Genomic DNA, 26454 nt, shown 5'->3' on the forward strand with positions numbered 1-26454 from the left:
AGGGCATGCTCACTACGAAAAACTGTAGGTTAGCCAACCCTAAGCAACCAAGCCGAAGACGCCTTAAGTGATGAGGATCACCTCAATTACGAAACTATTGCGTGCCTTAATTCCGGGCGGCGATTGCGGCGGCCGCTTCCAGCACCATCCATGCCTGCAGCTGGGTGGACAGTTCGACGGCGGTGCCCGCCGGGCAGGTGTCCCGCGCCGGCAGTTCGGGGCGGGTGGAGAACAGGATCCGGCCGCCTTGCCGGGCGAGCGGGTCCCCAGCCGGCAGCATGCGGCGGCCCTCCCAGAAGGCCTCGGCGGTGTCGGTGACGAGCGTCGCGGCCGTCTCCCGGGTCGCGGCGGGAAGCCGCCCGTCAACGGCCGCGAGTGCCAGGTACCTGGCGAGGATGCCGGTGAACAGGCCGCCGTCGCCGGTGCCCTCGCAGCGCAGCACCGAGGTGCTGCGTCCGGTCAGGGGTGCGGGGAGGGTGAGGCTGCGTGCCACCGACGCCACGAGGGAGGCTGCCCGGGCCAGGTTGGCCCCACCGCCGAGCTCCAGCAGCGCGCCGAGGACCGGGCCCTGGTTGTAGGTGTAGATGGCGCTTTCCAGCACCACCGCGCCGCCGGGGGCAATCCGGAGGCCGTCACGGTACAGGCCCAGTTCGGGGTCGAAAAGCCGGGCGTCCAGCCAGTCCAGCAGGGCCTGTGCCTTGGCCGCCTGGCCGGTGCGCGCGTAGTGGAGCGCCACCGGCGCCGTGGCCGGGGTGTTCTTGAAATCCCGTTTCTTGCTCCAGAAGGTGCCGCCCCCGAGGTCGTCCGTGGAGGCGGAATCGAACTGCAGCGTGAGGCTCTGCAGGACCCTGGCGTTGCGGCGGCGTCCGGCCTCTTTGCGGCTGTCCCTGGCGAGGTTCTCCAGCCGCAGCGTGGACAGCGCCAGCCAGGCCATGTCGTCGTAATAGTTGTTAACAACGGTGAGGAAGTTCCGGAGCCGGATCCCGGTGACGAGCCGGGAGGCGAGCCGGCCGGCGCTGGGCCGGTTCCCGCCGTCAAAACGGTTTCCGGGCCGGCCGTCCGTGCCGAGTTCGCGGCGCCCGGTGTCCACCAGGGCGTCCACGTAGTGGGCCTGCCACCAGTAGTGCCAGGGCCGTGCCAGGTTCTTGAACCGGCCCGAGGGCCGCACGACCGCGGCGATGTGGGTTCCCGGCAGGAAAAAGAGCCGCTGCCCGAACACCCTGGTCACCGAGCGGGCGGCTTCGTCGGCCCGGAAAGACCAGTTGGGGGCAGCAGAGTTCTCGGCCGGGGTCATGGTTCCAGCCTAGTAGCGGCAGGGCGAAGGTGCGGAATGCCCGCATTCCAGTTAACATTCACTAACTAATGTTCGCGGTACGTCCGTGACGCCGCGCACGGTGTCGCGGCAGGCCCGGGCACCGGTTCCACATCAAGGAGGATGCATGGACATCAAAGGTACTGTTGCGCTGATTACGGGCGGAGCCTCCGGACTGGGGGCCGCGACGGCGCGGCGCCTGTTCGACGCCGGCGCCTCGGTGGTCCTGGTGGACCTGCCAGGCTCCGCCGGCGCCGACTTCGCCGCCGAGCTGAACACCGGGAGCCACGGCCAGGTGGAGGCCCCCGGGGCCGGCAGCCCGGTGAAGCCGGGGAACAGGGCGGTCTTTGTTCCCGCCGACGTCACCAGCGAGGACCAGGTGCAGGCCGCCGTCGACGCCGCCGTCGCCCTTGGTCCGCTGCGGATCGTGGTCAACTGTGCCGGGATCGCCACCCCCGGCAAGGTGCTGGGCCGGGACGGCGTGCTGCCGCTGGAAAACTTCAACCGGGTCATCCAGATCAACATCGTGGGCACTTTCAACGTCATCCGCCTTGCTGCGGCCGCGATGACGGCCACCGAGCCGGCCGTGACCGAGCTCGGCGGGCCGGAGCGCGGCGTCATCATCAATACCGCCTCCGTCGCCGCATTTGACGGCCAGATAGGGCAGCCGGCCTACGCCGCCTCCAAGGGCGCGGTGCACGCGATGACGCTGCCGATCGCCCGCGAACTGGCGCGCTCGCTGGTCCGTGTGGTCACCATCGCGCCGGGCATCTTCGAGACGCCCATGATGGCCGGACTGCCGCAGGAAGCCCAGGACTCCCTCGGCCGGCAGGTGCCGCACCCGTCCCGGCTGGGCCGGCCGGCCGAGTACGCAAACCTCGCGGCGCACATTGTGGAGAATGCCATGCTCAACGGCGAGACCATCCGCCTCGACGGCGCCATCCGGATGGGGCCGAAATGACACCGGCCGGGCTCGCCCCTTCCCCCGCTCCCGCTGATTCCGTCGCGGGGCTGCCGACCGCCGATTTCTTCGACTTCGAGTCGATGCTCAACCCTCGTGAACAGGCAAAGCTGGCCGAACTGCGGGTGTTCCTGGCCCGCGAGGTGGCTCCCTTCGCCGGCGAGTGGTGGAACAAGGCTGAGTTCCCCGCGCATATCCTGCCGAAGCTGGCGGCGCTGGAGCTCAGCGCCCCGGCCCAGCGCGGCTACAGCAACCTGTTTGCCGGGCTGGTCATTGCCGAGATGACCCGGGTGGACACCTCGCTGGCGACCTTCTTCCTGGTCCACCACGACCTCTTCGTCGAATCGCTCTACGGCTTCGGCTCCGAGGAGCAAAAGGCGCGCCTGCTCGAGAACGCCGCCAGCCTCCGGACCACCGGCGCGTTCGCGCTGACCGAACCGGAGCATGGCTCCGACGTGGCCGGCGGCATGGAGACCGTCGCCCGGCGTGTTCGGGGCGGGGCGCCCGACGGCGGTGACACCTGGGTGCTCAACGGCGCCAAGCGCTGGATCGGCAACGGGACGTTCTGCGACTACATGCTCGTGTGGGCCCGTGACGAGGACGGCGGTGGAATCCGCGGCTTCATCGTGGACGCGACTCTGCCGGGCGTGAGCCGGAGCAGGATCGAGAACAAGATCGCGCTGCGCACGGTGCAGAACGCGGACATCGTCTTCAAGGATGTCCGCGTGGCCGAGTCAGACCGCTTCGCCGGGATCAACAGCTTCGAGGACACTAACGAACTGCTGCGCGGCTCGCGGATCATGGTCGCCTGGCAGGGTGTTGGCCAGCAGCTGGCGGCGTTCGACGTCGCCCGGCAGTACGCCGTCGAACGCCAGCAGTTCGGGCGGCCGCTGGCGAAATTCCAGCTGGTCCAGCAGCAGCTGGTCACGATGCTCGGCAATGCCGTGGCGAGTATGGGCATGATGGTCCGGATCGCGCAGCTGCAGGACCAGGGCGCCGCGGATATGCCGCAGGTGGCACTGGCGAAGGCCTATGTCAGCGCCCGGATGCGGGAGACCGTGGGGATGGGCCGGTCCCTGCTGGGCGGCAACGGGATCGTCACCGACTACCGGATGGCCAAGATCTTCGCCGACGCCGAGGCGATCTACACCTACGAGGGCTCGTTCGAGATCAACACGCTGATCGTGGGCCGGGCCGTGACCGGGGTCTCCGCGATCGTCTAGACGCGGTCTAAAACAGTGCGGGCTCTTTCTCGCCGGCCTCGATCCGGTAGTCCAGGCTGTTGTTCTTCACCGGCATGGGGCAGGTGCCGTAGGGCGTGAAGGCGCTCGGGTAGTTGATCGCCCGGTTGAAGTCCAGGGTCACGGTCCGGTTCCCCAGGGAGTCGACGCGCGGCCGGGCGGTAGAGAGCTTCCGCCACTCGGCCGTTGCCAGTTCCGGCGGGGCTGCTCCGTTGGTCTCGTCGTGGAACGTGACCGTCAGCGCGCCGAGCTTTTCCTCCTCGGCCTGCAGGTGGAACTCATGGTCCTTGCCGGGGAGCCGGAACACCAGTTCGCCGACGGACCGGTGGACCCCGTCGACCAGCGGGTTGGCGGTGCCGATCGGGACAGCGACCGGCTCCGGATAGGGGTGGAAGCTGGCCTCGACCACCAGGTCCGGCCGGTAATCGAAGGCGGGGACGCCGTCGAACCCGGTGAACACCGGCGACGTCGAATCCCGGGTGCGCAGGGCGTACTTGTCGGCCCGCATGGCGAGTTCCACCAGGACCTGCCGGCCGTCCGTGCCCCCGTACTGGACCCACAGCAGTGATTCCTCATTGGCCAGGGCCGCACTGATGGTGCCGTCCACGGGCCCGCCGGTCTCCACGAGGGTCAGCCCCTCCGCCGCCGCGGCGGTGAGGAACGCCGTCGTGCCGTCCGTGGACCAGAGCCCGGGGACGGATTCGACGGCGGCCGGCCGGTCGTCCAGCCACTGGAAGGACGTCAGGGTCAGCCAGCCGTAGTCGCTGGCCAGGGCCGCGTTGCGGCTGTTCCGGAAGCGCTGCCAGCGGGCGAGCCGGGCGTCAGGATCGGGGTGTGTGGTGCTCACGGGTTCCTCCCACGCGGTGAACGGCTTGGCTACAATCCTAGGCCCCGCCCCGGCAGCGGGCTACCTGGCCGGGACGGGGACCGGGGTCAGTTCCAGATGGCGTCCGCGTATTCCGGGTGGTCCACGAACGGGTTGCGGTTGCCCTGCCACTGCTCGTAGATGCGCTGGTTGCGGCGCTGTTCGAAGGTGTCCGGCGGATCGATCCGGTTCCACTCCAGCAGCACGCTCATCCTCCCCATGTAGGGGGCCGCACCGTTGTTGACGAGGTTGTTCATTTCCAGATCCGCAAAGCCGTCACCGCCCTCGTAACGGACAGTCATGTACATGATCATCCGGGCCACGTCGCCCTTGACGGCGTTACGCGGCTCCCAGGAATCGGCGTCGGTGTAGTTGCCCGGCGCCTCGGTGGACTGGGTTCCGCCCAGATCGAAGTCTTTGTTGCCGCGGGCGGAGTTAACCGTGACGTCGGTGGGCCGCAGGTGATGCACATCCGTTCCCGGTCCCGTGGCCGTGCCGAAATCCCCGTGCGACTTGGCCCAGACATGTTCCCGGTTCCAGTCATCCACGCCGCCGCCGTTGGTGGCCTTGGACTGCGAGCGTCCCGTGTACAGCAGGATCACGTTGTTGCTGTTGGCCGGGTCCTGGTCTGTGTCCTTCAGGGCGTCCCAGACCCGGTCGTAGCTGATCTTCTGCTGCACGGAGATGATCTGGTGCAGGCTGCTTTCCAGGGCGGGGCCGGTCTTGCCGGCGGCCGAAGCGTAGTAGTCACCGGCTGTGGGGGCTGGCGTCGGTGTGGGCGTCGGTGTGGGCGTGGGTGTGGGCGTGGGTGTGGGCGTCGGCGGAGCCGACAGCGCCATGCTGCTGGGGCTCTTCAGCCCGGCATGCGAGAAGTAGGCCGTCAGCTGTCCCGCGACGTCGATCTTCTTGCCCATCAGGGACGGGGTGCTCTGCAGCCCAAACCCGGAGCGATACTCCGTGGTGACCTGGACGTAGAGCATCTTCGCCGTGTTCGTCTCGGCCGCCGAGTCAGCAACTGCAACCGCCGTGTCCGCGGTGAAGCCGTTGCGAAGAACAGCGGTGGCCGACGTCGGCTGGCCCACGATGTAGCCGGTCACCGCCGCCGTCGAGCCGTTCTGGGTGGCGATGGCTTGGGCCACCGTGAGCGGGGCGGCGGCCTGTGAACCGGGCGCCATGGCCGACTGCGCCACGAGACCGGCGAACAACAAGCTGAGGGCCAGTACGGCGGCGAGCAGGGGGTTCCGGTGCGGCGCGGCGCCCCCAGGGACCGGACTCGCGGCGGCCCGGACGGCCGGGATCGTGGCTGGATTCATGAAGGGCTCCTTGACGCGGGGCGATCAGCAACAATCGCATAGAAATTTGACAGGTTTTGTCAAGACACTTCAAGGTATGTCAGTGCTTTGCGGTGTGGAAGGCCCGGGGCGGGGCGGGAGGCGGGATTGGTCCTTAATTCGGCGGCTGTTCACCGCCAGTCCAGCTGCCGCCTGCCGTGTGCCCCAGGCCCGCCGCCACTAACTGCGCTGCGGTGTGGCGGGCGGCGGTGGCCGCCGCCGGGTCGGCGTCAAGCACCCCGCTGGCGAGGCCGCCGTCGAGGACCAGGGTCAGGCTCCGGGCGAGCCGGTCCGGATCCGGGGCGCCGGCCTGGACGGCCAGGTCCCGGATCCAGGCCCTGACGTGCTCCTTGTGGGCCACCGTCCGTTCGTGGATGCGGGTCCCGGAGGCCGACTCGGCGGCGGCATTGATGAAGGCACAGCCGCGGTAGCCGTCGCGGCGGCACGCGCTGGCCAGGGCGTCGAACAGCCCCACGAGCTGCGCCGCGGGTTCAGGTCCGGCGGCTTCCGCCGCGGCATGGAGCTGCCCGGTCCAGACGCCGTCAACCTTCTCCAGGTAGGCCAGGATCAGGTCATCCTTGGCCGGGAAGTACTTGTAGAACGTGGCCTTCGCGACGCCGGACTCGGCGATGATCGTGTCGATGCCGGCGGCCCGGAGCCCGTGGGCGTAGAAGAGCCGGAAGGCCGTCGCCAGGATCTTGTCCCGGGCCTGCCCGGCTGGCGTGCGGACGGCCCGTGGTGTCGTGGCGGCGGTGGGCGTCATGGCTCCATGGTACCCAGACAAGTCTGTCTATGTATGGCCCTCCGGACAGCAGCCGGCGGCGGCAGGACTCACCGGCGCTCGCTGTCGAACATGGCCATCTGGGCGGCATCGTAGCGCGTGCCTGCGGCAGCGCCCGCGGGCACGGAAGTCCCGCCGGTTGCCGCCGCCGGTGGCCGTCCAGTGGCCCGACATGAGGCCGCGGGACATGTGCGGCGTGCGCGCGGCGCAGGGTGTCGGCGAGGAAGTTTTTGATGGACACCGGCCGGGTGTCGATGCCGGTCCAGCCGCCGTGTGGGTCCCGGAGGAGGCCGAACTTGACGCTGATCTGCGCATCCTCACGGCGGCGGCCGCGGATGGCCTCGCGGAGCAGGAGCTCGTTATGGCCCATGCCGTAGAAGTCGGCCGTGTCGAGCAGGGTGTCGCCCGCGTCGAGGGCCGCCTGGATGGTGGCGACGCTCCGGCCATTGTCAGCGGCGCAGATCCGGGCCATGCCGGGGCAGCACCTTGCTTCCTTGCCGTAGACAGGTCTGTCTGATATTCTCGTGGCCGCCAGCAGACAAACCTGTCTACCCCATCCGTCGAGAAGTGTTGAGAAGTGAGGGCACCATGAGGATTGCCGTACTGGGAACCGGAACTGTTGGCCCCACGATCGCCGGGGCACTGTCCGCGCTCGGGCATGAGGTCGTGATCGGCACGCGCGATCCCAAGGCGACGCTTGCCCGGGCCGAGCCCGGCGCGACGGGCGGCGCACCCTTCGCGGCATGGCACGCGGCGCACAGCCGCATCGACGTCGCCGCGTTCGCGGAGGCCGCCGCCCGCGCGGACCTGGTCGTCAACGCCACCAACGGCGCTGGCTCCCTCGAGGCGCTCACCGCGGCGGGGGCAGAAAACCTGGCCGGCAAGGTGCTCATGGACATCGCGAACCCGCTGGACTTCTCCCAGGGTTTTCCGCCGTCGCTGAACCCGGTGAACACCGACAGCCTCGGTGAGCAGATCCAGCGGGCCTTCCCGGAAGCCAGGGTGGTCAAGACCCTCAACACGATGTCCGCCAGCGTGATGGTGGATCCGGCGAGTGTGGCCGGGGGTGACCACTCCGTCTTCGTGTCCGGAGACGACGCGGCCGCCAAGGAGATCGTGAGCGGGCTGCTCGCGGGCTTCGGGCACCGGGACATCATCGACCTGGGCGACATCACCACCGCCCGCGGCGCCGAAATGATCCTGACGGTCTGGCTGCGGGTCTGGGGTGCGCTGGGCACCGCAGCGTTTAACTTCAAAATCGCCCGGTAGGGACCCGGACACTATCTGAGACAGATTCCCCGCCGGCCGCGGCTGCGGGTAGCATCCTTTAGGAAGAAAGTAACCCGGCTCACAGTATCCAGCGCAGTGTACGGGCCAAGTCCTCTCGAAAGATTGTTTCCATGGCTGACACTGCAACGAATCCCGGCACCGATCTCGCCTCCGAACTGCGCGCCGACGTCCGCCGGGTGTCCACCCTCCTCGGCGAATCCCTGGTCCGCCAGCACGGGGCCGAACTCCTGGGCCTGGTGGAGCAGGTGCGCCTGCTGACCAAGGAGTCCAAGGAAGCAGCCCGTGGCGGTGCGGATGCCACCGGGCCGTGGAGCTCGCACGACGTCGCCAAACAAGTCCGTGAGCTGCTCGGCTCCCTGCCCCTTGAGCAGGCGACCGACCTGGTCCGCGCCTTCGCGTTCTACTTCCACCTGGCCAACGCCGCCGAGCAGGTGCACCGGGTCCGCGGACTGCGCGCCCGGCAGGAAAAGGACGGCTGGCTGGCCAAGGCTGTCACCGACATCGCCGGCCAGGCCGGCCCCTCGGTGCTGCAGCAAGTGGTGAACGAACTCGACGTCCGGCCCATCTTCACCGCGCACCCCACCGAGGCTTCCCGCCGTTCCGTGCTGGACAAGGTCCGCAGGCTCTCCGACATCCTCGCCGAGAGCACCGCGGAGGGCACATCCGCACGCCGCCGCCAGGACCGCCAGCTCGCCGAGGTGATCGACCAGATGTGGCAGACGGACGAACTCCGCCAGGTCCGGCCCACCCCGGTGGATGAGGCCCGGAACGCGATCTACTACCTCACCGGAATCCTGGGCGACGCCTTGCCGGAGATGCTCTCGGACCTCTCCGAAATGCTCAGCGAACACGGTGTCACCCTCCCCGTGGAGAAGGCGCCGATCCGCTTCGGCTCCTGGATCGGCGGCGACCGGGACGGCAACCCCAACGTCACCGCAGTAGTCACCCGCGAAATCCTGCAGATCCAGAACCAGCATGCCGTGCGGATCAGCATCGGCCTGATCGACGGGCTGATCTCCATCCTGTCCAACTCGACGGCGCTCGCGGGGGCGGACCAGGAGCTGCTGGACTCGATCGACGTCGACCTCAACAACCTCCCGGGCCTGGACCGCCGCGTCCTGGAACTGAACGCCCAGGAGCCCTACCGGCTCAAACTCACCTGCATTAAGGCCAAGCTGCTCAACACCGGCCGGCGCGTGACGGCCGGATCGGCGCACGAGCCGGGCCGCGACTACACCGCCACCGCGGAGCTCCTCGCCGAGCTGGGCCTGCTGGAGCGCTCGCTGCGCAACCACCACGCAGCGCTCGCCGCCGACGGCGCCCTGGCCCGGGTCCGGCGCGCCATCGCTTCCTTCGGCCTGCACCTGGCCACCCTCGACATCCGCGAACACGCGGACCACCACCACGATGCCGTGGGGCAGCTGATGGACCGCCTCGGCGGGCCGGGCCTCCGGTACGCGGAGCTCAGCCGTACCGAGCGGCTCGAGGTGCTCGGGTCCGAGCTCGCCTCCCGCCGCCCGCTGTCCGGCCGCCCGATCGAGCTCGACGGCGTCGCCGACGCCACCTATGACGTCTTCCGCGAAATCCGGCGGGCCCTGCGCACCTTCGGCCCGGACGTCATCGAGACGTACATCATCTCGATGACCCGCGGGGCGGACGACGTCCTGGCCGCGGCGGTGCTGGCCCGCGAGGCCGGCCTGGTCAGCCTCTTCGGTGCGGCACCGTATGCCAGGATCGGCTTCGCCCCGCTCCTGGAAACCGTGGAGGAGCTGCGGGCCTCGGCCGAGATCGTGGACCAGCTCCTCTCCGATTCCTCCTACCGCGAGCTGGTCCGGCTGCGCGGCGACGTCCAGGAAATCATGCTCGGCTACTCGGACTCCAACAAGGAATCCGGCGTGATGACCAGCCAGTGGGAAATCCACAAGACCCAGCGCAAACTCCGCGACGTCGCGGCGAAGCACGGCGTCCGGGTGCGCCTGTTCCACGGCCGCGGCGGTTCCGTGGGCCGCGGCGGCGGGCCGACCTACGACGCCATCATGGCCCAGCCGAACGGGGTGCTGGAAGGCGAGATCAAGTTCACCGAACAGGGCGAGGTCATCTCGGACAAGTACTCGCTGCCCGAACTCGCCCGCGAGAATCTGGAACTGTCGCTCGCGGCGGTCATGCAGGGCTCCGCGCTGCACCGCACGCCGCGCACCTCGGAGGACCAGCGCGAACGCTACGGCCACGTGATGGAGACCATTTCCGACGCCGCCTTCGCCCGGTACCGGACCCTGATTGATGACCCGGACCTGCCGGCCTACTTCATGGCGTCCACCCCGGTGGAACAGCTGGGGTCCCTCAACATCGGCTCCCGGCCGTCCAAGCGGCCCGATTCCGGCGCGGGCCTCGAGGGTCTGCGGGCCATCCCGTGGGTGTTCGGCTGGACGCAGTCCCGGCAGATCGTCCCGGGCTGGTTCGGCGTCGGCTCCGGGCTCAAGGCCGCCCGCGAGGCCGGCCACTCGGCCCAACTGGTGGAGATGATGGAGGGCTGGCACTTCTTCCGTTCGGTGCTCTCCAACGTGGAAATGACGCTGGCGAAAACGGACATGGATATCGCCGGCTACTACGTCTCCACCCTGGTTCCCGAGGAGCTCCACCGCCTGTTCCACACCATCCGGGCCGAATACGAGCTGACCGTCACCGAGATCCAGAGCCTGACCGGCGAGGACCTGCTGCTCGACGCGCAGCCCACCCTGAAGCGCTCCCTGGAGATCCGGGACCAGTACCTCGATCCGATCAGCTACCTCCAGGTGGAACTGCTGCGCCGGGTCCGCTCCGAGGCCGCCGGGGAGAGCATGCCCAACGGCGAGATCGACGAGCGTCTCCAGCGCGCCATGTTGATCACGGTCAACGGCGTGGCAGCGGGCCTGCGCAACACCGGGTAAATCCGGTGCGCGGGCCGGCCGCCCGTCCCGCTAGGGTTGTTCCATGCCGTCGTTCCAGACCAGACTGAAGATCACCGGGCTCAAGCCGGGCAACCCGCCGGAGTCCGTGATGGCCGCGGCCGTCGAAGCACTGGAGACGCGGCACCACGTTGAGTCGAACCAGCTGGACCTGGCCGGCGGGGTTCCGCAACTGAACCTGCGCTTCCTGGTCGAGCCCACCTCCTACAGCAGCGAGAACCGCCAGGCGCTGGAGTCGGCGGCGATGATGCGCGACGCCGTCGAACGCGTTGCGGTGACCGGTCATGTGATGGTGCTCCGCCGCAACCGGGGCCGCTGGGCGCCCGTCTAGGCGGGTGCCGCCCGCCTCAGAAGTCCAGTTCCTCTTCGGGTCCGTCGACGACCGGCGAACGGTTCCCCCGCCGCCGCGTGACGACCACGCCCAGGATGACGCCGAGCAGGATTCCGAGGCCGACGCCGATCAGGGAGCTCGCCCAGAACGGCAGTCCGGTGGCCGCCCCGGTGACATAGCCCAGACCCACGGACCAGACGGACCAGAGGAGGCCGCCGAGGGCCGCGCAGAGGCTGAACCCGCGGGTGGAGACGTTGGCGATGCCGGCGGCAGCAGTCGTCGCCAGCCGTCCGCCCGGGATGAAGCGGAGTCCGATGATCGCCCCGTAGGTGGTGGACCGGCCGGCTTTCCCGATGGCGATGTGCACGGCCTGATGGAATGCGCGGCCCCACCGCCAGCGGTCCAGGGCATAACTCAGGCGCCGCTTAAAGAGCTGGAACACCAGGATGTCGCCAAGCCACGACGCTGCCGTGGCGAGGAGCACCACCAGGAAGGCGTTGGCGCGCCCGACGGCGGACAGGGCGCCGCCGGTGATCACCAGCATTTCGGAAGGGATGGGCGGGAAAATGGCATCGCCCATAACAACCGGGATGATCCACCAATAGATCGTGTCCCGCCAGCCGTCCGCGCTGCCGAAGTCCATGGGCACAAGTTACCGCATTTCCGGCCTGGCGCCCGCCCGTGACGTGAGCGAGCTGCCCCGGCAGCGGGACTGTGCCCGGTCGAATTCAGCTCCCGGCGGGGCTTAGCGGGCTTCGCTGAGCTCCAGCCCGCTGCGGTACTCTGCCGGCCTGCCGGTGATGGGGTCAACGAACCGGATCCCGCGCGCGAGCAGCTGGAGCGGCTTCGAATAATCATCCGGCGCCTTGTCCAGCAGTTGCGGGTAGAAGGCGTCGTTGACGATCCCCAGCCCCAGGGAGGCCATGTGCACGCGAAGCTGGTGGGTCTTGCCCGAGTGCGGCTCAAGCCGGTACAGCGCACGGCGCCCAGTGTCGCCGTCGGCCGCGCCGGGGGAGACATCGCCGCCGGGCGTTGCCGGGCCGGGACCGTCAAAGGTCCGCCGCCGTTCGATCCGGGTCTCGGTGTTGGGTTCGCCGTCAATCACCTCGGCGAGCAGGTAGCTGCGGGACTTCGTCATCCGGTTCCTGACCACGACGGGGAAGTCGGCGGCGGGGTGCCCGGGCGCCGGCTCGGCGGCGGCCACACACTCGTATTCCTTCTGGACCTGGCGCTTCTCAAAGAGCACCTGGTACCTGCCCCGGGTCTCGGGATTCGTGGACAGCAGCAGGATCCCGGCGGTCATGCGGTCCAGCCGGTGCATGGGAATAAGGTCCGGCAGGCCCAGCTGGTTCCGGAGCCGCACCAGCGCGGACTCCTGGATGTAGGTGCCGCCGGGCGTGGTGGGCAGGAAATGCGGCTTGTCGACGACGAGGAGGTGCTCGTCCTGGTGCAGGATGTTCAGTTCCACCGGGATCCGGACCTCCGGCGGCAGCGTGCGGTAGTACCAGATGAAGGTGTGGTTCCGCAGCGGGGTGGCGCGGTCCAGGGGAATGCCGGCCTCGCCCACGATCTCGCCGGCGTCGAAACGGTCCTCGATGCCCTGGGGGTCGATATGGCCCCAGCGGTGCATCATGTAGTCCATCGCGGTGTCCCAGGGCCCCTCGTCCGGGAGGCGGAGGCGGGTCGCATTGACGCCGTCGCGCACGGGCAGGGGGGATTGCATCACCGGTCCATTCTACTTTGCCGGGCCCGACGCGCCGTTCCGGGTCCGCCTCGGAGAGCTGCGCCGCATGCTTCCGGCGACCTCGGCGCACCCGACCGGCGGTGATCGAAGACCCGGCCGCGACGGGGGCCTCGCTGGACCCGATCCGGCCCCGCATCCTGAGCGCCCCCGCGGGCGCAGGCACCGCCTCGTCGTCGCGCCTCACCCGACCTTGAGGACCGGGTGACTAGGCCGGTCCCGTCAGCGGCTGGCACGTCGGGCACCAGTAGATGTCCCGCTCTTCCGTGCCGGTGGCCTTGGCGAGGACTCCGCGCCGCACCGGTGTCCGGCACTTCAGGCACGGCTGGTGTTCGCGCCGGTAGACCCAGTAGCCGGGCAATCCGGAGGTCCGGCCCACGGCAGCGCCGCGCTGGTTCAGGACGGTGGTCCGGCGCCCGGCTCCCAGGTTGGCCTCCAGCAGCACTTTGGCGTCGGTGATCATGGCCGCCACGTCAGGCACTGCCGAGACGGGCGCCGCCGGGTGCACGCCGGAGAGGAAGCAGGCCTCGCAGCGGTAGATGTTGCCGATCCCCGCGAGGTTCCGCTGGTCCAGCAGTGCGACGCCGATCGGGACGTCCGGCGCGGCACCGATCCGCCGCTCCGCCTCGGCCAGGTCCCAGTCGGGACCCAGCAGATCGGGGCCGAGGTGCCCGAGAACGGATTCTTCCTCGGACGTGCGGACGACCTCGAGGATGCCGAGGGAGAACCCGACGGCGTCTGCCGCCGCGGTGCGCAGCACGCAGCGCGCGGTGAACCCCGGCTTCCGCCAGCGGCCGCCCGGGGGGTAAACCTGCCATGCGCCTTCCATCTTCAGATGGGAATGGATCGTCAGCCGGTCCGGTTCCGCGGGGCTGCCGCCACCTGCCCGGGCCGGGCCCTCCAGCCGCATGAGCAGGTGTTTGCCCCGCGGGACCACCTCGGTCACGGTCCAGCCGCCCAGTTTGAGGGTGGCGAACCGGGGTACCCGGAAGTCGGAGGAGATGAGCTGCTGGCCCGCCAGCGCAGCATGCAACTGGGCGGCTGCGCGGAACACCGAATCGCCTTCAGGCACGGATCCTCAGTCCCTTTGGCGTGGAGTACGCGCCGGCGTGGGCCAGGGCGGCGGCGATGGGCGTGTCGAGAATGCCGTGGCCGTTGACCTTCTCCATGATGAGTTTGTCCACCGCACCCCGGGTGACCACGCTGACCAGGGCGGAACCTGCCGGGGCCAGGTCCGCCGGGTCCTCGCTGAAGGCCAGCAGCGTCTTGCCGCCGCGTTCCACATACAGGACCAGGGCGCCGTCGACCAGCACCACCAGGGCGCCGGCCTTCCGGCCCGGACGGTGTCCGGTTCCCGCCTCGACGTTCAGGGCAGGCCAGGGAAGGGCGGCGCCGTAGGGGTTGGCAGGGTCCGTCGCGGCCAGGGCCAGGGCCACGGGGTCGGGTTTGTGGAGCTGGGTGTCCTCGGCGTAGGAACGCAGCCGGTCTACGGTCGCGGGGACGGCGAACTGTGCCGCGCCAAGGTGCTCGATGAAGTAGCCGCGGCGGCACCGGCCGGCTTCCTCCAGCCGGGCCAGGACCTTGTACATCAGGCCGAAACCGCCCAGGATGTTCTCGGCCATGACCGAACCGCGGGTGAGAACGCCATACCGGTCCAGCAGGAGTTCCGCCGTGGCCCGGGCGTGGATGGTGGCATCCAGTTCGGGGGCGGGCAGCGCAGACCAGCGGCCGGCGGCCAGCGGGGGAGTAGCTGCCGCGCCGCCCGCGGAGCCGTACCGGCCCCCGGTCAGCCCGGGGGATCCGAGCAAACCGGTCCCGTGGGCGCGCCCCAGCCGGCTCAACCGGGGGGCCCGGGCCCGGGGGGCGCGGGCGACCTGCCGGTGCGCGGTGTGGCCGCCGGCGATCATGGCCCGGACCGGGGCGAAGGTATCGCCGGTGATCCGCCCCGCCCAGGCGAGGTCCCAGAGCGCGGAGACGACGTCCTGGTCGCTGAGCACCGAGTCCATGCCGCCGGCAACGTCTGTCAGCTGCCGGAAGAAGTAGCCGCCGCCGTTGTCGCGCAGGTGGTCCAGCAGCCGCTGCTGCGCGTCGCCGGGCTCGAAGTCGATGGCCGGGTTCAGGGTCAGCTCGGCCGAGTCGGCCAGGTGCAGGCTGACCCAGCCGTCGTTGCCGGGGAGCGCGCCAGCACCGGACCAGAGCACTTCGCCGGCAGCCATGAGCTCATCGAGCATGGCGGGCTGGTAGTCGGACACACGGCTGGCCAGGATCAGGGGTTCCCAGGCGGAGGCCGGAATGGGCACACCGGACAACTGGTCGACGGCGGTGATGATCCCGTCCAGTCCGCGCAGCGCCGACTGCCCGCGCTTGCCCGGGACCCGGACGTTCTGCCAGGCCGGCAGGAAGCGGCCGTACGCGGCGGCATCCACGGGCTCGACCTCGGCACGCAGGGCGGCGAGCGAGCGGCGGCGGAGCTTGCGCAGGACTTCGGCATCGCACCATTCGCTGATGCCCGCCAGGGAAGGTGCCGTGGGCGCATAGGTGCCCGGGGTCCCGCCGCCGGCGCTGAGGGCAGGGCCGCCGTCGCCGTTGCCGCCGCCGGCTTCCGGAACCGGAGCCGGTGCCGGCGGGGCGGCGTGCGGGCGGAACTCGCCTTCCACCACGCGTCCGTCCGCGGCGAGCCGCTTCAGCGCGGTGCCGACGACGGCGACGCCCAGTCCCAGCCGGGCGGCGGCCTCCGCGGAGGTGAACGGGCCGTGGGTGCGGGCATAGCGCGAGACGAGGTCGCCCAACGGATCAGCGACCGGCTCGATGAAGGCCAGGGGTACACCCATCGGCAGCGGGACTCCGAGGGCGTCGCGCAGGCGGGCGGCGTCCTCCACCGCGGCGTAGCGCTCGGTGCCGCCGACGTTGACCTTGATGGCGCGGTTGGCGCGCTGGAGCGCCACCAGATGCGTGGTGGCATCGGCGACGGGGGCCGCGCTCCCGGCCGCCGGTTCGGTTTCCGGAGCTTCGGCAAGCCCGGCCGCGACCAGCCCTGCCTCAGCCTCCGGCGCCGTCCCGGCCGCCGGTTCAAGCCGGGCTGCGACGTCCTCCGGGGTCAGCGGGCCCAGCAGGCGCAGCAGGTCCGCGACCCCTTCCATTCCGCGCACCTTCCGGTCCGGGGCGAGGCGCTGCAGCTCCCGCTCGGTGGCGTCAATGACTTTGGCGTCGAGCAGTTCGCGCAGCTCGACCCGGCCGAGGAGCTCGTTGAGCAGGGTCGAATCCAGCGCCAGAGCGGCGGCCCGGCGCTCGGCCAGCGGCGAATCGCCCTCGTAGAGGAACTGCGCGACGTAGCCGAAGAGCAGGGACTTGGCGAAGGGCGAGGGCTGCTGCGTGGTGGTCTGCATGATCCGCAGCTCGCGGCGCTCAATGGACGCGGCGATGTCCTTCAGCGCCGGAAGGTCGTAGACATCCTGCAGGCATTCGCGGACGGTCTCGAGGACGATCGGGAACGTGGGGTACTTCCGCGCGACGTCCAGCAGCTGGGCGGAGCGCTGGCGCTGCTGCCACAGGGGCTGCCGTTTGCCCGGGGTCTGCCGGGGGAGCAGCAGGGCCCGCGCGGCGCACTCACGGAACCGGGAAGCGAAGAGGGCGCTGCCGCCGACCTCCGTGGTCACGATCTGTTCGAGTTCCTCCGGGTCGAACAGGAACAGCTCGGCCCCGGGCGGCTCGTCCTCCATCATGGGCACGCGCAGCACAATGCCGTCGTCCGCGGCCATCGCGGAGCCGTCCATCCCGTAGCGCTGATGCAGCCGCTGCCCGACGGCGAGGGCCCACGGCGCGTGCACCGGCATGCCGAACGGGCTGTGCAGCACCACCCGCCAGTCGCCGAGTTCGTCGTGGAAGCGCTCCACCACGAGGGTGGTGTCGCTGGGGACCACTTCGGTGGCCAGCTTCTGCTCCGCGAGGTACTGGATCAGGTTGTTGGCGGCGAAATCGTCCAGGCCGCTGGCCTTGCAGCGTTCCATGGCCGGACCGACGTCGGACGCGGAGAGTTCGCGCACGAACGCGCCCAGGGCTCGGCCGAGGTCCACCGGGCGGCCGAGGGAGTCGCCCTTCCAGAACGGGAGTTTCCCGGGCTGGCCGAAGGCGGGGGAGACCAGCACCCGGTCATGGGTGATGTCCTCGATCTTCCAGCTGGTGGCGCCGAGGGCGAACACGTCACCGACCCGGGATTCGTAGACCATTTCCTCGTCGAGTTCGCCGACCCGGCGACCGCCCTTGGCTGCGGCGGCGGCCGGGCTGGCCGCCCGGCCCCCGCCGCTGGCGGAGCCCGGAGAGCCGGAGGAACCGGTCCCTTCCGTCTCGGTGCCGATGATGTAGACGCCGAAGAGCCCGCGGTCCGGGATGGTGCCCCCGGAGGTGACGGCCAGCCGCTGGGCGCCGGGGCGGCCCTCGATGGTGCCGGCGTTGCGGTCCCAGATGATCCGGGGGCGCAGTTCCGCGAATTCGTCGGAGGGGTAGCGGCCGGCGAGCAGGTCCAGGGTGGCCTCGAAGGCGGAGCGGGGGAGGGAGGCGAACGGCGCCGACCGGCGCACCGTCGAGAACCACTCCTCCACATCGATGGAGCCCAGCGCCGTGGCCGCGACCGTCTGCTGGGCGAGGATATCCAGCGGATTCGCGGGGACGTAGAGCCGTTCGATCTTGCCGGCGAGCATCCGCTCCACCGTGATGGTGGTGTGCACCAGGTCTGCGCGGTGCTTGGGGAACAGGACGCCCTGGGAGATCTCACCGACCTGGTGCCCGGCGCGGCCCACCCGCTGCAGCCCGCTGGCCACGGAGGGCGGGGATTCCACCTGCACGACGAGGTCCACGGCACCCATATCGATGCCCAGCTCCAGGGAGGATGTGGCCACGACGCAGCGCAGCCGGCCGGATTTCAGGTCGTCCTCGATCAGGGCCCGCTGGTCCTTCGAGACCGAACCGTGGTGGGCCCGGGCCAGGACCGGATCGGCCCCGGCGGTGCTGCCGGCCTGGGCCATCATGTGCGCCGGAGTCGCGGTGGACGCCGGTGGTGCGGTGGAACTTGGCCGCGCCGGAGCTCCGCCTGCCGGTGCTCCGCCTGCCGGCGCTCCTGCCGGCACGGGCTCGAAGCCGGGCGCCCCGGCCCCAGACTCGTCCCAGCTGCCGCCTGCGGCCATCAGCTGCCGTTCGGCGTAGATCTCGTTGAGCCGGGCGGTAAGGCGTTCGGCGAGCCGGCGCGAATTGGCGAACACAATGGTGGACTGGTTGGCCAGCACCAGGTCCACAATCTTTTCCTCCACGTGTGGCCAGATTGATGCCTGCGGCTGCAGCCCGGACGCCGGACCTGAGTCGAACGCGCCGGCCGAGCCCTGCAGATCTGACATGTCCTCCACCGGGACGGAAACCGTCAGGTCCCAGGTCTTTTTCGAGGGCGGGGCAACGATTTCCACCGGAGCGGAGCCGGCGAGAAACTGCGCCACCAGCTCCTTGGGCTCAACGGTGGCCGAGAGTCCGATCCGCTGGGCGGGTATCGGGAGCAGGGCGTCGAGGCGTTCCAGTGACACGGCCAGATGGGCGCCGCGTTTGGTGCCCGCGACGGCGTGGACCTCATCGACGATGATGGTGTCCACCTCGCTCAGGGTCTCCCGCGCCTTGGAAGTGAGCATCAGGAAGAGCGACTCGGGCGTGGTGATGAGGATGTCCGGCGGGTTGCTCAGCAGCGAGCGGCGGTCCGACGCCGGGGTGTCACCGGAACGGACGCCCACGGTGATCAGCGGTGCGGGCAGGTCCAGGCGTTTGGCGGTCTGGGTGATGCCGATCAGCGGGGCGCGCAGATTGCGTTCGACGTCGACGCCGAGCGCCTTGAGCGGCGAGATGTACAGCACCCTGGTTTTGCGTTTGGGCGCCTTTCGCCGGGCGCCTTTCGCGGTGTCCAGGCCGGGGAGTTCCTCGGGCTCGGCGGGGGCTGCGAGGAGCAGCCGGTCGAGCGCCCAGAGAAAGGCCGCCAGCGTTTTGCCGGAACCGGTGGGGGCGACCACGAGCGCGTGGGCGCCGGAGGAAATCGCGTTCCAGGCGCCGCTCTGGGCAGGGGTGGGCGCGCTGAATGCACCCAGGAACCAATCCCGGGTCGGCCGGCTGAACCGGTTCATGGCTTCGGCCGCACGTGTGCCGCCGGCGAGCTCCTGCCCCTTCATTCCTCCATCATGCCTTAACCCACCGACAGGAGATGGCGGGCGGTAATCCGGACGGTGTCACCCCCCGTGAGGTGAGACTTTGTGCCCATGATCCGGACAGGCATGGGCGGGAAATCTCACCTCGACGTCAGGGAGGTTACTGGGCCTGGAAAGCGCCGATGGTGAGCAGGTTAATGCCGGCGTTGGTGCAGGCGCCCCGGGGCTGGGCGAGGAACAGCGAGGCGGTTTCTTCGGGCGGGTAGATGCGGAAGCCTGCCGCCGGTACGACCGTGCAGTCCGGGTAGTTGCGGGCCTGCGTGTAGCGCAGCGTGGCGGCGCCGGCCTGGCCCGGTTCGAGCAGAACCTCGGCGGCCGGTGTGGACTCGTCGCGGGCTGCGGCGGCGCCGAGCGGGGCGCCATTGGCGTCGGCGGTGAGGGAGACGCCGGCAAAGCCCTTCAGCAGGCACGGCTCGGTGCCGGAATTCGTGAAGATCAGCTTCATGTAGACGCTGCCGGCTGCACCGCCGCCGGTGGAATCGATGGTGCCCGTCAGCCCGGCGGCCTTGCACAGTCCGGGGCTGTCCGGCACGGACACTGGCGGCGCGGGCGCTGCCGGTGCGGGCGCTGCCGGCGCGGGGGCCAGCGAGGGTGCGCCGTTGGGTGCGCCGTTGGCCGCGCCGGTGGCGGGGGTCTGGCTGGCGGAGGAGGCAGGGGAGGACGCCGGGGTGCTGGACGTCTGCGCCTGCGGCGTGCCGCTGCCGCAGCCTGCAAGGAGAAGCGCTGCCGCGGCTGCCGCCGTCGTGAATACAAGTCTGGTGTTGATTCGCTGAGCCGTCATGGCACCACTGTCACGTCCGATGTGGCCTGAGTCAACGGCGCCACGACGGCGCGGCCCGATTGATGCCCGGATTGTGATTTCCGGGCATCGACTGAGGTCAGCTGCTCCTTGGGCCCACGCCGCCCACCAAACCGGCCCGGCGGCGGGCCCGTCCCTCGGCGGGGTGTTCGGACCAGCCGGTTTGACCGGCCTCGCAGTTCTGAAGGGCCGGGAAGTGCAGGGTCTTCCCCGCGGCGTCGGGCGGTTTCACCGAAAGCACCAGGATTCCGGCTCCCCGGCAAAAAGAGACACCCCGGTCCGAGGACCGGGGTGTCTCCACTGCCGATGTGGTGTCAGTTCACCGTATCAATTATCGTGTCGGCTGGCTGGGCGTTGACCGTGTCAGCTGGCGGCGCCGGCGGTGGCGGCTGCCCCGGCGAGCCGGATCCAGGTGTCCACCACGGTGTCGGGGTTCAGCGAGACGGAGTCGATGCCTTCCTCCACCAGCCATTCGGCGAAGTCCGCGTGGTCGCTGGGCCCCTGGCCGCAGATGCCCACGTACTTGCCACGCGCCTTGCAGGCCTTAATGGCCATGCTCAGGAGCTTCTTGACGGCCAGGTTGCGCTCGTCGAAGCCGGCCGCGACGATGGCGGAGTCACGGTCCAGGCCAAGGGTCAGCTGGGTCATGTCATTGGAGCCGATGGAGAAGCCGTCGAAGTAGTCCAGGAATTCGTCGGCCAGCAGCGCGTTGGACGGCAGCTCGCACATCATGATGACCTCGAGGCCGTTTTCGCCGCGGCGCAGTCCGTTCTCGGCGAGCAGGTCGATGACGCCGCTGGCCTCGTCCAAGGTGCGCACGAACGGGATCATCAGCTTGACGTTGGTCAGGCCCATCTCGTTGCGGACGAAGGACAGGGCCTCGCACTCCAGGTCGAAGCAGTCCCGGAAGGACGGCTCCAGGTACCGGGAGGCGCCGCGGAAGCCGAGCATCGGGTTCTCTTCATGCGGCTCGTAGGCGGGCCCGCCGATGAGGTTGGCGTACTCGTTGGACTTGAAGTCGGACATCCGCACAATCACCGGCTCCGGCGCGAACGCCGCGGCGATGGTCGCCACCCCTTCGGCCAGGCGCTTGATGTAATAGTCGCGCGGGCTGGCGTAGGCGGCGATCCGCTCCCGGATTTCCGCGATGACGTCGTCCGGCTGCTCGTCCAGGTTCAGCAGCGCCTTGGGGTGGATGCCGATCTGCCGGTTGATGATGAATTCCAGCCGGGCCAGGCCAACTCCGTGGTTGGGCAGTTGCGCGAAGGTGAAGGCCTGCTCGGGGGTGCCGACGTTCATCATGACCTTGACCGGGGCCTCGGGCAGCTGGGTGATCTCGGTTTCCTCGACGATGAAGTCCAGAAGGCCCTCGTAGATGACGCCGGTCTCGCCGTCGGCGCAGGAGACGGTCACCTCGAGCCCATCGGAGAGCACGTCGGTGGCGCTCCCGGTGCCGACGACGGCGGGAATGCCCAGTTCCCGGGCGATGATGGCCGCGTGGCAGGTGCGTCCGCCGCGGTTGGTCACGATCGCGGAGGCGCGCTTCATGATCGGTTCCCAGTCCGGGTCGGTCATGTCCGCGACGAGGACGTCACCGGTCTTGAACGCGGCCATCTGGTCAATCGACGTGAGGATGCGGACGCTGCCGGCGCCGATGCGCTGGCCGATGGCGCGGCCCTCGACCAGGACTTTGCCGGACCCGTTGAGGCGGAAGCGGCTCAGGCTGCCGGAGGTCCTGCGCGACTGCACGGTTTCCGGTCGTGCCTGGAGAATGTACAGGCCGCCGTCGATCCCGTCCTTGCCCCATTCGATGTCCATCGGGCGTTTGTAGTGTTTCTCGATGGCGACGGCGTGGCGGGCGAGCTGCTCGACGTCGTCGTCCGTGAGGCTGAAACGGTTCCGCAGGGAGGCCTCCACCGGCACGAAGTCAATGGTGTGGCCGATTTCGCGGTTGCTCGTGTAGGTCATCTGAAGCGCTTTTTCGCCCAGTCCGCGCTTGAGGATGGCCGGGCGGCCCGCCTCCAGGGCGGGCTTGTAGACGTAGAACTCGTCCGGGTTGACGGCGCCCTGGACGACGGCCTCGCCGAGGCCGTAGGAGGAGGTGACGAAGACGGCGTCCTGGAACCCGGACTCGGTGTCCATGGTGAACATGACACCGGAGGCGCCGACGTCGGAACGAACCATGCGCTGGACGCCCGCAGAGAGCGCGACTTCGGCGTGCTCGAACTTGTGGTGTACCCGGTAGGCGATGGCGCGGTCGTTGTAGAGGGACGCGAAGACGTCCTTGATGGCCACCAGGATGTTCTCGATCCCGCGGACGTTCAGGAAGGTTTCCTGCTGCCCGGCGAAGGATGCATCAGGGAGATCTTCCGCCGTCGCGCTGGAGCGGACGGCCCAGGAGAGGTCCTCGGAGCCGCCGTGCTTGTCCACCAGCTTCTGGTACGAGGCGCGGATCTGCGCTTCAAAGTCCGGCAGGAAGGGCGTCTCGCGCATCAGCCCGCGGATTTCCTTGCCCGCAGCGGCCAGGGCAGTCACGTCGTCAGTGTCCAGGCCGACCAGCCGGTCGGCGATTTTCTGGTCCAGGCCGGAGTCGGCGAGGAAGCTGCGGTAGGCATCGGCTGTCGTGGCGAAGCCGTCAGGCACCTGGACGCCCGCAGACGTCAGGTTCTGCACCATCTCGCCGAGGGAGGCGTTTTTGCCGCCCACCCGGTCCAGGTCCTTGAGACCGAGTTCTGAGAACCACAGGATGTCTGTCGTCATGGTTGCTGCTCCTTTGCAGATGGTGGCATAGGGTATCGCCGCCCCGCGTGGGGCGATCGCCGGTTAGTGGGCGCAAGTCCTGTCATAGTGACAGGTCCAGGCCGGTGTTTCCACATGATGTGGTCCGCGCAACATTTGCGGACCCGCTGCAATTAGTGCTTGAGGTTCATCTTTAGGAGGATGGTGGCTGCCATTTCCTCCACGGAGACGCTGGCTGAATTGAGGTAGGGAATCCCGTGGGACACGTAAAGCTGCTCGGCGCTGCGCAGCTCAAAGCCGCACTGCCGCAGCGACGCGTAGGGCGAGCCCCGGCGGCGTTCCGTGCGGACCTGGCTCAGGCGCAGGGGATTGGTGGTGAGGCCGAAACACTTTGAGACAAACGGCCGCAGCGGCTTGGGAAGCCCTTCGCGTTCAAAGTCCTCGTCCACGAGCGGGAAGTTCGCAGCGAAGATGCCGTGCTGCAATGCCAGGTACATGGTGGTGGGGGTTTTGCCGCAGCGCGACGGGGCCACCAGAATGACCTGGGCCTTTTCGAGCGCGCGCAGGCTCTGGCCGTCGTCGTGCTCCATGGCGTATTCGACGGCGGCCATCCGGGTCTGGTAGCGGGCTGCGTTGCCCAGTCCGTGGGCCCGGCCCGGTTCCCCGCTGGCTGCGGTTCCCAGGGCGTGTTCCAACTGCCCGACGTGGGTCCCGATGAGATCCACGATGATCCCGTTGCAGGTGCCGAGGGTCTGGCGGATGTCGCTGCCCACAGCGGTGGAGAAGACGATCGGCTGCAGGCCGGTGGCGGCACGGTGGTCGATCACCTTGACCACGGCCCGGGCCTGGTTGGCGGTGGTGATGAAGGGGACCGTGATGCGGTCAAATTCGGTCGCTGGGAACTGCGTCAGCAGGGTGTTGCCCAGCGTTTCTGCGGTGATGCCCGTACTGTCCGAAAGGAAGTAGACCGGGCGGGGAGCGTCATTGGTCATGAACGCATTGTGCACCAGTGCGGGCTCAGTGTTCTTCAACGACGCCCGTGCCGCGCGCCCGGCACGGGCTGGACAGCGGGGAGTAGGCTGTGTCCCACGTCACCAAAGGAGCCCCAATGAGCTACAAATACCGGACTGTCAGCGTCCGCGGCACGGACCTGGTCGGAACCATTGCCCGCAGGCACGGGGGTGCGCCCGAAATCTACGAAACCTCGAAGGACCCGAGCACTTCCGTCGTTCCCGTGTTTTTTCCGGAAACCGGAGAGATCCGATTCTTCGACCGGTCGGTGCTGGAGGACGTGGTGAGCCCGGCCGGCTAGCAGTTCTCTGGCGAGTACTGGCGAGGGAATCCGGAAGCGGGGCGCCGGATTAGGTACAGTAACGCCGAATTTACACGTGAAATCGGGGCGAATTGCCCGCCGGCGCTAAGCCGTTTAACCTGACGTTGGGATCTGGCCCGGGTATCTTTCCGGGGAGAGGCCATATCGGCGTTCCGATCGCGTCGAATTCCGCAAAGGGCTGGCTCCATGGTGACAAAGCAAAGGGCCACTGGCATGGAAAACCTCTAGATTCCGGGAATCTCATGACGCTGGATCACGGCTGGTCACGGTAAGTGTGGCGGGCCAGGCGCCCGGAACTGGCACTCCCCCGGGACCCAGGCAAAGCACTAGGGAATGGGCTCTGACGCAACGAAACCCCGCCAGCCGCGATGGGCTGACGGGGTGGCGTCCGCCATTTACCCTCTCCGCCCTTTTCTAGACAGAAAGAGAAACTAAGAAAGCTTAGCACCATGCCGCCTCATCCGTTTGTACAGGCGATTCGAGGGGCAGGCTACGACCTCCAGGGCGGGGAGCGAGGGCCTGAAGGGGGCTGGGCGTAGGGTGGACGTTAGACAAAAGGAGCACTTCATGAAAAAAATTCTCATGGTATTGACCAGCGTATCCGAGATCGGCGATACGGGAGAGAAGACCGGCTACAACGTGGCCGAGGCTGCACATCCCTGGAAGGTCTTCAAGGATTCCGGGCATTTCGTCGACTTCGCGTCCATCAAGGGCGGCCAGCCCCCGCGCGACGAGGTGGACTCAGAAGATCCCATCCAGGTCGCCTTCACGGAGGACGAGGCCACGCGCGCCGGTCTCTACAACACTGCCCGCGTCGACGTCGTTGATCCCGACCAGTACGACGCCGTCTACCTCGTGGGCGGCCACGGCACCATGTGGGACTTCCCGGACAGCGAAGGCCTGCAAAACCTGGTGGCCAGCGTCTACAACGCCGGCGGCCTGGTGGGCGCGGTCTGCCACGGGCCGGCCGGCCTGCTGAACGTGGAATTGAAAAACGGGCTTCGCCTCGTCGAGGGCCGGAAGGTGGCCGCCTTCACCAATGACGAGGAGGTTGCCGCAGGGAAGGACAAGGTCATCCCGTTCTTTTTGGCAGACCGACTTGAGGAACAGGGCGCCACCCACGTCTCCGCTGATGTCTTTGAGGAGAAGGTCGTGGTTGACGAACGGCTGGTGACCGGCCAGAACCCGGCCTCAGCCGCCGGCGTGGCCAAGGAGATGGAGAAGCTCTTCGCAGAGCTCATCCACCAGGAAAAGGCCGAGGAACAGCACGACGCGGAGGCTCTGCGCGCCGAAAAGGACGCCGAGAAAGACGCCAAGAAGGCTGCCGCAGAAGCGGAGCACTAACACCAGCAGTGCACTGAAAACTGGCGGCCGCCCCGACGACGGGGCGGCCGCCAGTTGTCGTACGTGCGCAACCATGTGGTGAGAACATCGCAGGCGAGCTCGAGGTTTCCCATTTGGCAGTGCTGGTCGGCCTGCTCGGCTCGGGTAAACATGCGCGTCGTGACGCTGCGGGCGGCCGTAAGCGCTTGAGCCTGCGCTTTGGTCAGTGCTGGCGGTTGGAAGGCGTCGTGCTCGCCGCACATCAGCAGCACATCCTGGATCACCCGTCCGCTGTCCAGATGCTCGGCGTTCATGACCAGGAACCACTCGGCGGCGTCGGCCGGATCGTCGCTGTCGAGCATGTAAAGGACCTGATTGACCACAACGCGCAGGGTCGGGAACAGCCGGGCACGGGTGCGCACGCTCCAGCGCGTGAAGCGCCGGTGCCGCACCATCGTGCGGACCCGGCTGCGCACTACGGGTGGGACCCTGTGCAGCCAGTCGTACACCGGCGGCCAAGCCACGACACTGTAAATGCGAGGCTCGCGTCCTGCGGCACGCAATGCCCAGTACCCACCCATCGAGATGCCGACCAGGGCGGCCCGATCAAGGCGGAAGTGGTCCAACACCGCCCCGACCGGCTTTTCCCAGTCGTGGTCAAAGGTGAGCCCGTTCAACGTCCGCGCACCACCTTCGATCAAGGAATCGAACCCGCCGTGCAGCAGCACCGTCTCGCCAGTTGGTGTCCCGGCCGCCGGAAGCGAATAGGCCGGCAGCGCCGCGCCGGCATAGGGGATCTCGTGACGGACGATGACAGCATCTGCGACTGCGGTGTCGAACAGCTTCAGATAACGGCGGTAGCGATTCGTTTTCTCCGCCGATCGTGGCGGCGTGAAGAATTCCGCGATCCTCGCATAACCTGCCGCATGCCGAGGCCGGGCCTCGGCTGCCACCCGGCCCGACAAGGCCTCGAACACGGTGACACAGTCATCCATCGACCGCACGTGTGCCGCGGCGTCGACTAGCTCATGGCGGGCAGCGAAGCCCAGCGAATATGCCCGGTTGAGTTGGTAGTTGACGAAGTCCCGTCGATGGAACCGTTCGAACCCCACTGGCAACGCCACAAGCTCGGGATCGCTCATTTCGCCAGCGTACTCCTGCAGTGGCGGGCGCAGTGGGTGCTCTGAGCCAATTCATGGGCAAAACAAAGGCAAAACAAAACCCCCACT

At 68.7% G+C, this 26454-nt stretch carries 19 protein-coding genes and 1 pseudogene; 7 read left to right on the forward strand and 13 right to left on the reverse strand.

Features of this window, described 5'->3' with window-relative positions:
- Positions 1-106: 106 nt before the first annotated feature.
- A complete protein-coding gene (locus ACZYX4_RS10100; protein WP_463875444.1) occupies positions 107-1294 on the reverse strand; it encodes a glycoside hydrolase family 76 protein in 1188 nt (395 codons plus the stop codon).
- A 145-nt stretch (positions 1295-1439) separates the two neighbouring features.
- Here ACZYX4_RS10100 and ACZYX4_RS10105 point away from each other — a divergent pair, with 145 nt between their 5' ends.
- Both ACZYX4_RS10105 and ACZYX4_RS10110 read left to right on the forward strand, forming a co-directional pair.
- A complete protein-coding gene (locus ACZYX4_RS10105) occupies positions 1440-2273 on the forward strand; it encodes an SDR family NAD(P)-dependent oxidoreductase (protein ID WP_463875446.1) in 834 nt (277 codons plus the stop codon).
- Positions 2270-3496 (forward strand): acyl-CoA dehydrogenase family protein, encoded by a 1227-nt coding sequence (locus ACZYX4_RS10110; RefSeq protein ID WP_463875448.1) that lies wholly within the window; start codon positions 2270-2272, stop codon positions 3494-3496. Before ACZYX4_RS10105 ends, ACZYX4_RS10110 begins: the two co-directional genes overlap by 4 nt.
- A gap of 7 nt (positions 3497-3503) precedes the next feature.
- Here the strand turns inward: ACZYX4_RS10110 and ACZYX4_RS10115 are convergent, their stop codons facing one another.
- The 4 genes and pseudogenes from ACZYX4_RS10115 to ACZYX4_RS10130 form a co-directional block, all read right to left on the reverse strand.
- Entirely contained in the window at positions 3504-4361 is an 858-nt protein-coding gene (locus ACZYX4_RS10115; RefSeq protein WP_463875450.1) for a DUF1684 domain-containing protein, read from the reverse strand.
- An 86-nt stretch (positions 4362-4447) separates the two neighbouring features.
- Positions 4448-5692: an endonuclease gene (locus ACZYX4_RS10120; RefSeq protein WP_463875452.1), complete on the reverse strand. Its 1245-nt coding sequence runs from the start codon at positions 5690-5692 to the stop codon at positions 4448-4450.
- Between the two features lie 133 nt (positions 5693-5825).
- Entirely contained in the window at positions 5826-6473 is a 648-nt protein-coding gene (locus ACZYX4_RS10125; RefSeq protein ID WP_463875454.1) for a TetR/AcrR family transcriptional regulator, read from the reverse strand.
- 355 nt (positions 6474-6828) lie between these two features.
- Positions 6829-6963, reverse strand: a pseudogene (locus ACZYX4_RS10130) (aldo/keto reductase); the annotation flags it as partial.
- Between the two features lie 116 nt (positions 6964-7079).
- Here ACZYX4_RS10130 and ACZYX4_RS10135 point away from each other — a divergent pair.
- The 3 genes from ACZYX4_RS10135 to ACZYX4_RS10145 all read left to right on the forward strand — a co-directional run bounded on the left by ACZYX4_RS10135 (position 7080) and on the right by ACZYX4_RS10145 (position 11057).
- The gene (locus ACZYX4_RS10135) at positions 7080-7760 is read left to right on the forward strand and encodes an NADPH-dependent F420 reductase (RefSeq protein ID WP_463875456.1); all 681 of its coding nucleotides are present in this window, start codon (positions 7080-7082) and stop codon (positions 7758-7760) included.
- A gap of 131 nt (positions 7761-7891) precedes the next feature.
- The gene (gene ppc, locus ACZYX4_RS10140) at positions 7892-10708 is read left to right on the forward strand and encodes a phosphoenolpyruvate carboxylase (RefSeq protein ID WP_463875458.1); all 2817 of its coding nucleotides are present in this window, start codon (positions 7892-7894) and stop codon (positions 10706-10708) included.
- Positions 10709-10751: 43 nt separating this feature from the next.
- Positions 10752-11057: a hypothetical protein gene (locus ACZYX4_RS10145; RefSeq protein WP_463875460.1), complete on the forward strand. Its 306-nt coding sequence runs from the start codon at positions 10752-10754 to the stop codon at positions 11055-11057.
- 16 nt (positions 11058-11073) lie between these two features.
- Here the strand turns inward: ACZYX4_RS10145 and ACZYX4_RS10150 are convergent, their stop codons facing one another.
- The 7 genes from ACZYX4_RS10150 to ACZYX4_RS10180 form a co-directional block, all read right to left on the reverse strand.
- Positions 11074-11700: a DedA family protein gene (locus ACZYX4_RS10150; protein WP_463875462.1), complete on the reverse strand. Its 627-nt coding sequence runs from the start codon at positions 11698-11700 to the stop codon at positions 11074-11076.
- A 102-nt stretch (positions 11701-11802) separates the two neighbouring features.
- Positions 11803-12780 carry an RluA family pseudouridine synthase gene (locus ACZYX4_RS10155; protein WP_463875575.1) on the reverse strand — a complete coding sequence of 326 codons (978 nt, stop codon included), beginning with the start codon at positions 12778-12780 and terminating at the stop codon, positions 11803-11805.
- Positions 12781-13006: 226 nt separating this feature from the next.
- Complete coding sequence (locus ACZYX4_RS10160; protein ID WP_463875464.1) at positions 13007-13870, reverse strand: DNA-formamidopyrimidine glycosylase family protein; 864 nt, start codon at positions 13868-13870, stop codon at positions 13007-13009.
- Positions 13863-18995, reverse strand: coding sequence for a DNA glycosylase AlkZ-like family protein (locus ACZYX4_RS10165; protein ID WP_463875466.1), 5133 nt, complete (start codon positions 18993-18995; stop codon positions 13863-13865). The genes ACZYX4_RS10160 and ACZYX4_RS10165 overlap by 8 nt, the downstream gene beginning before the upstream one ends.
- Before the next feature lie 136 nt (positions 18996-19131).
- On the reverse strand, positions 19132-19812 hold the full coding sequence (locus ACZYX4_RS10170; protein WP_463875467.1) for a DUF4232 domain-containing protein: 681 nt from the start codon (positions 19810-19812) through the stop codon (positions 19132-19134).
- A gap of 381 nt (positions 19813-20193) precedes the next feature.
- Positions 20194-22590, reverse strand: coding sequence for a phosphoenolpyruvate synthase (gene ppsA / locus ACZYX4_RS10175; RefSeq protein ID WP_463875469.1), 2397 nt, complete (start codon positions 22588-22590; stop codon positions 20194-20196).
- Positions 22591-22742: 152 nt separating this feature from the next.
- Positions 22743-23561 (reverse strand): pyruvate, water dikinase regulatory protein, encoded by an 819-nt coding sequence (locus ACZYX4_RS10180; RefSeq protein WP_463875471.1) that lies wholly within the window; start codon positions 23559-23561, stop codon positions 22743-22745.
- 116 nt (positions 23562-23677) lie between these two features.
- Between ACZYX4_RS10180 and ACZYX4_RS10185 the strand changes: the two genes are divergently transcribed.
- Together ACZYX4_RS10185 and ACZYX4_RS10190 are read left to right on the forward strand one after the other, a co-directional pair.
- On the forward strand, positions 23678-23881 hold the full coding sequence (locus tag ACZYX4_RS10185) for a hypothetical protein (RefSeq protein ID WP_463875473.1): 204 nt from the start codon (positions 23678-23680) through the stop codon (positions 23879-23881).
- 588 nt (positions 23882-24469) lie between these two features.
- Positions 24470-25246: a type 1 glutamine amidotransferase domain-containing protein gene (locus ACZYX4_RS10190; protein ID WP_463875475.1), complete on the forward strand. Its 777-nt coding sequence runs from the start codon at positions 24470-24472 to the stop codon at positions 25244-25246.
- Here the strand turns inward: ACZYX4_RS10190 and ACZYX4_RS10195 are convergent.
- Positions 25243-26367: an alpha/beta hydrolase family protein gene (locus ACZYX4_RS10195; RefSeq protein WP_463875477.1), complete on the reverse strand. Its 1125-nt coding sequence runs from the start codon at positions 26365-26367 to the stop codon at positions 25243-25245. The genes ACZYX4_RS10190 and ACZYX4_RS10195 overlap by 4 nt on opposite strands.
- Positions 26368-26454: the final 87 nt, after the last annotated feature.

The organism is Pseudarthrobacter leeuwenhoeki (assembly GCF_055412885.1).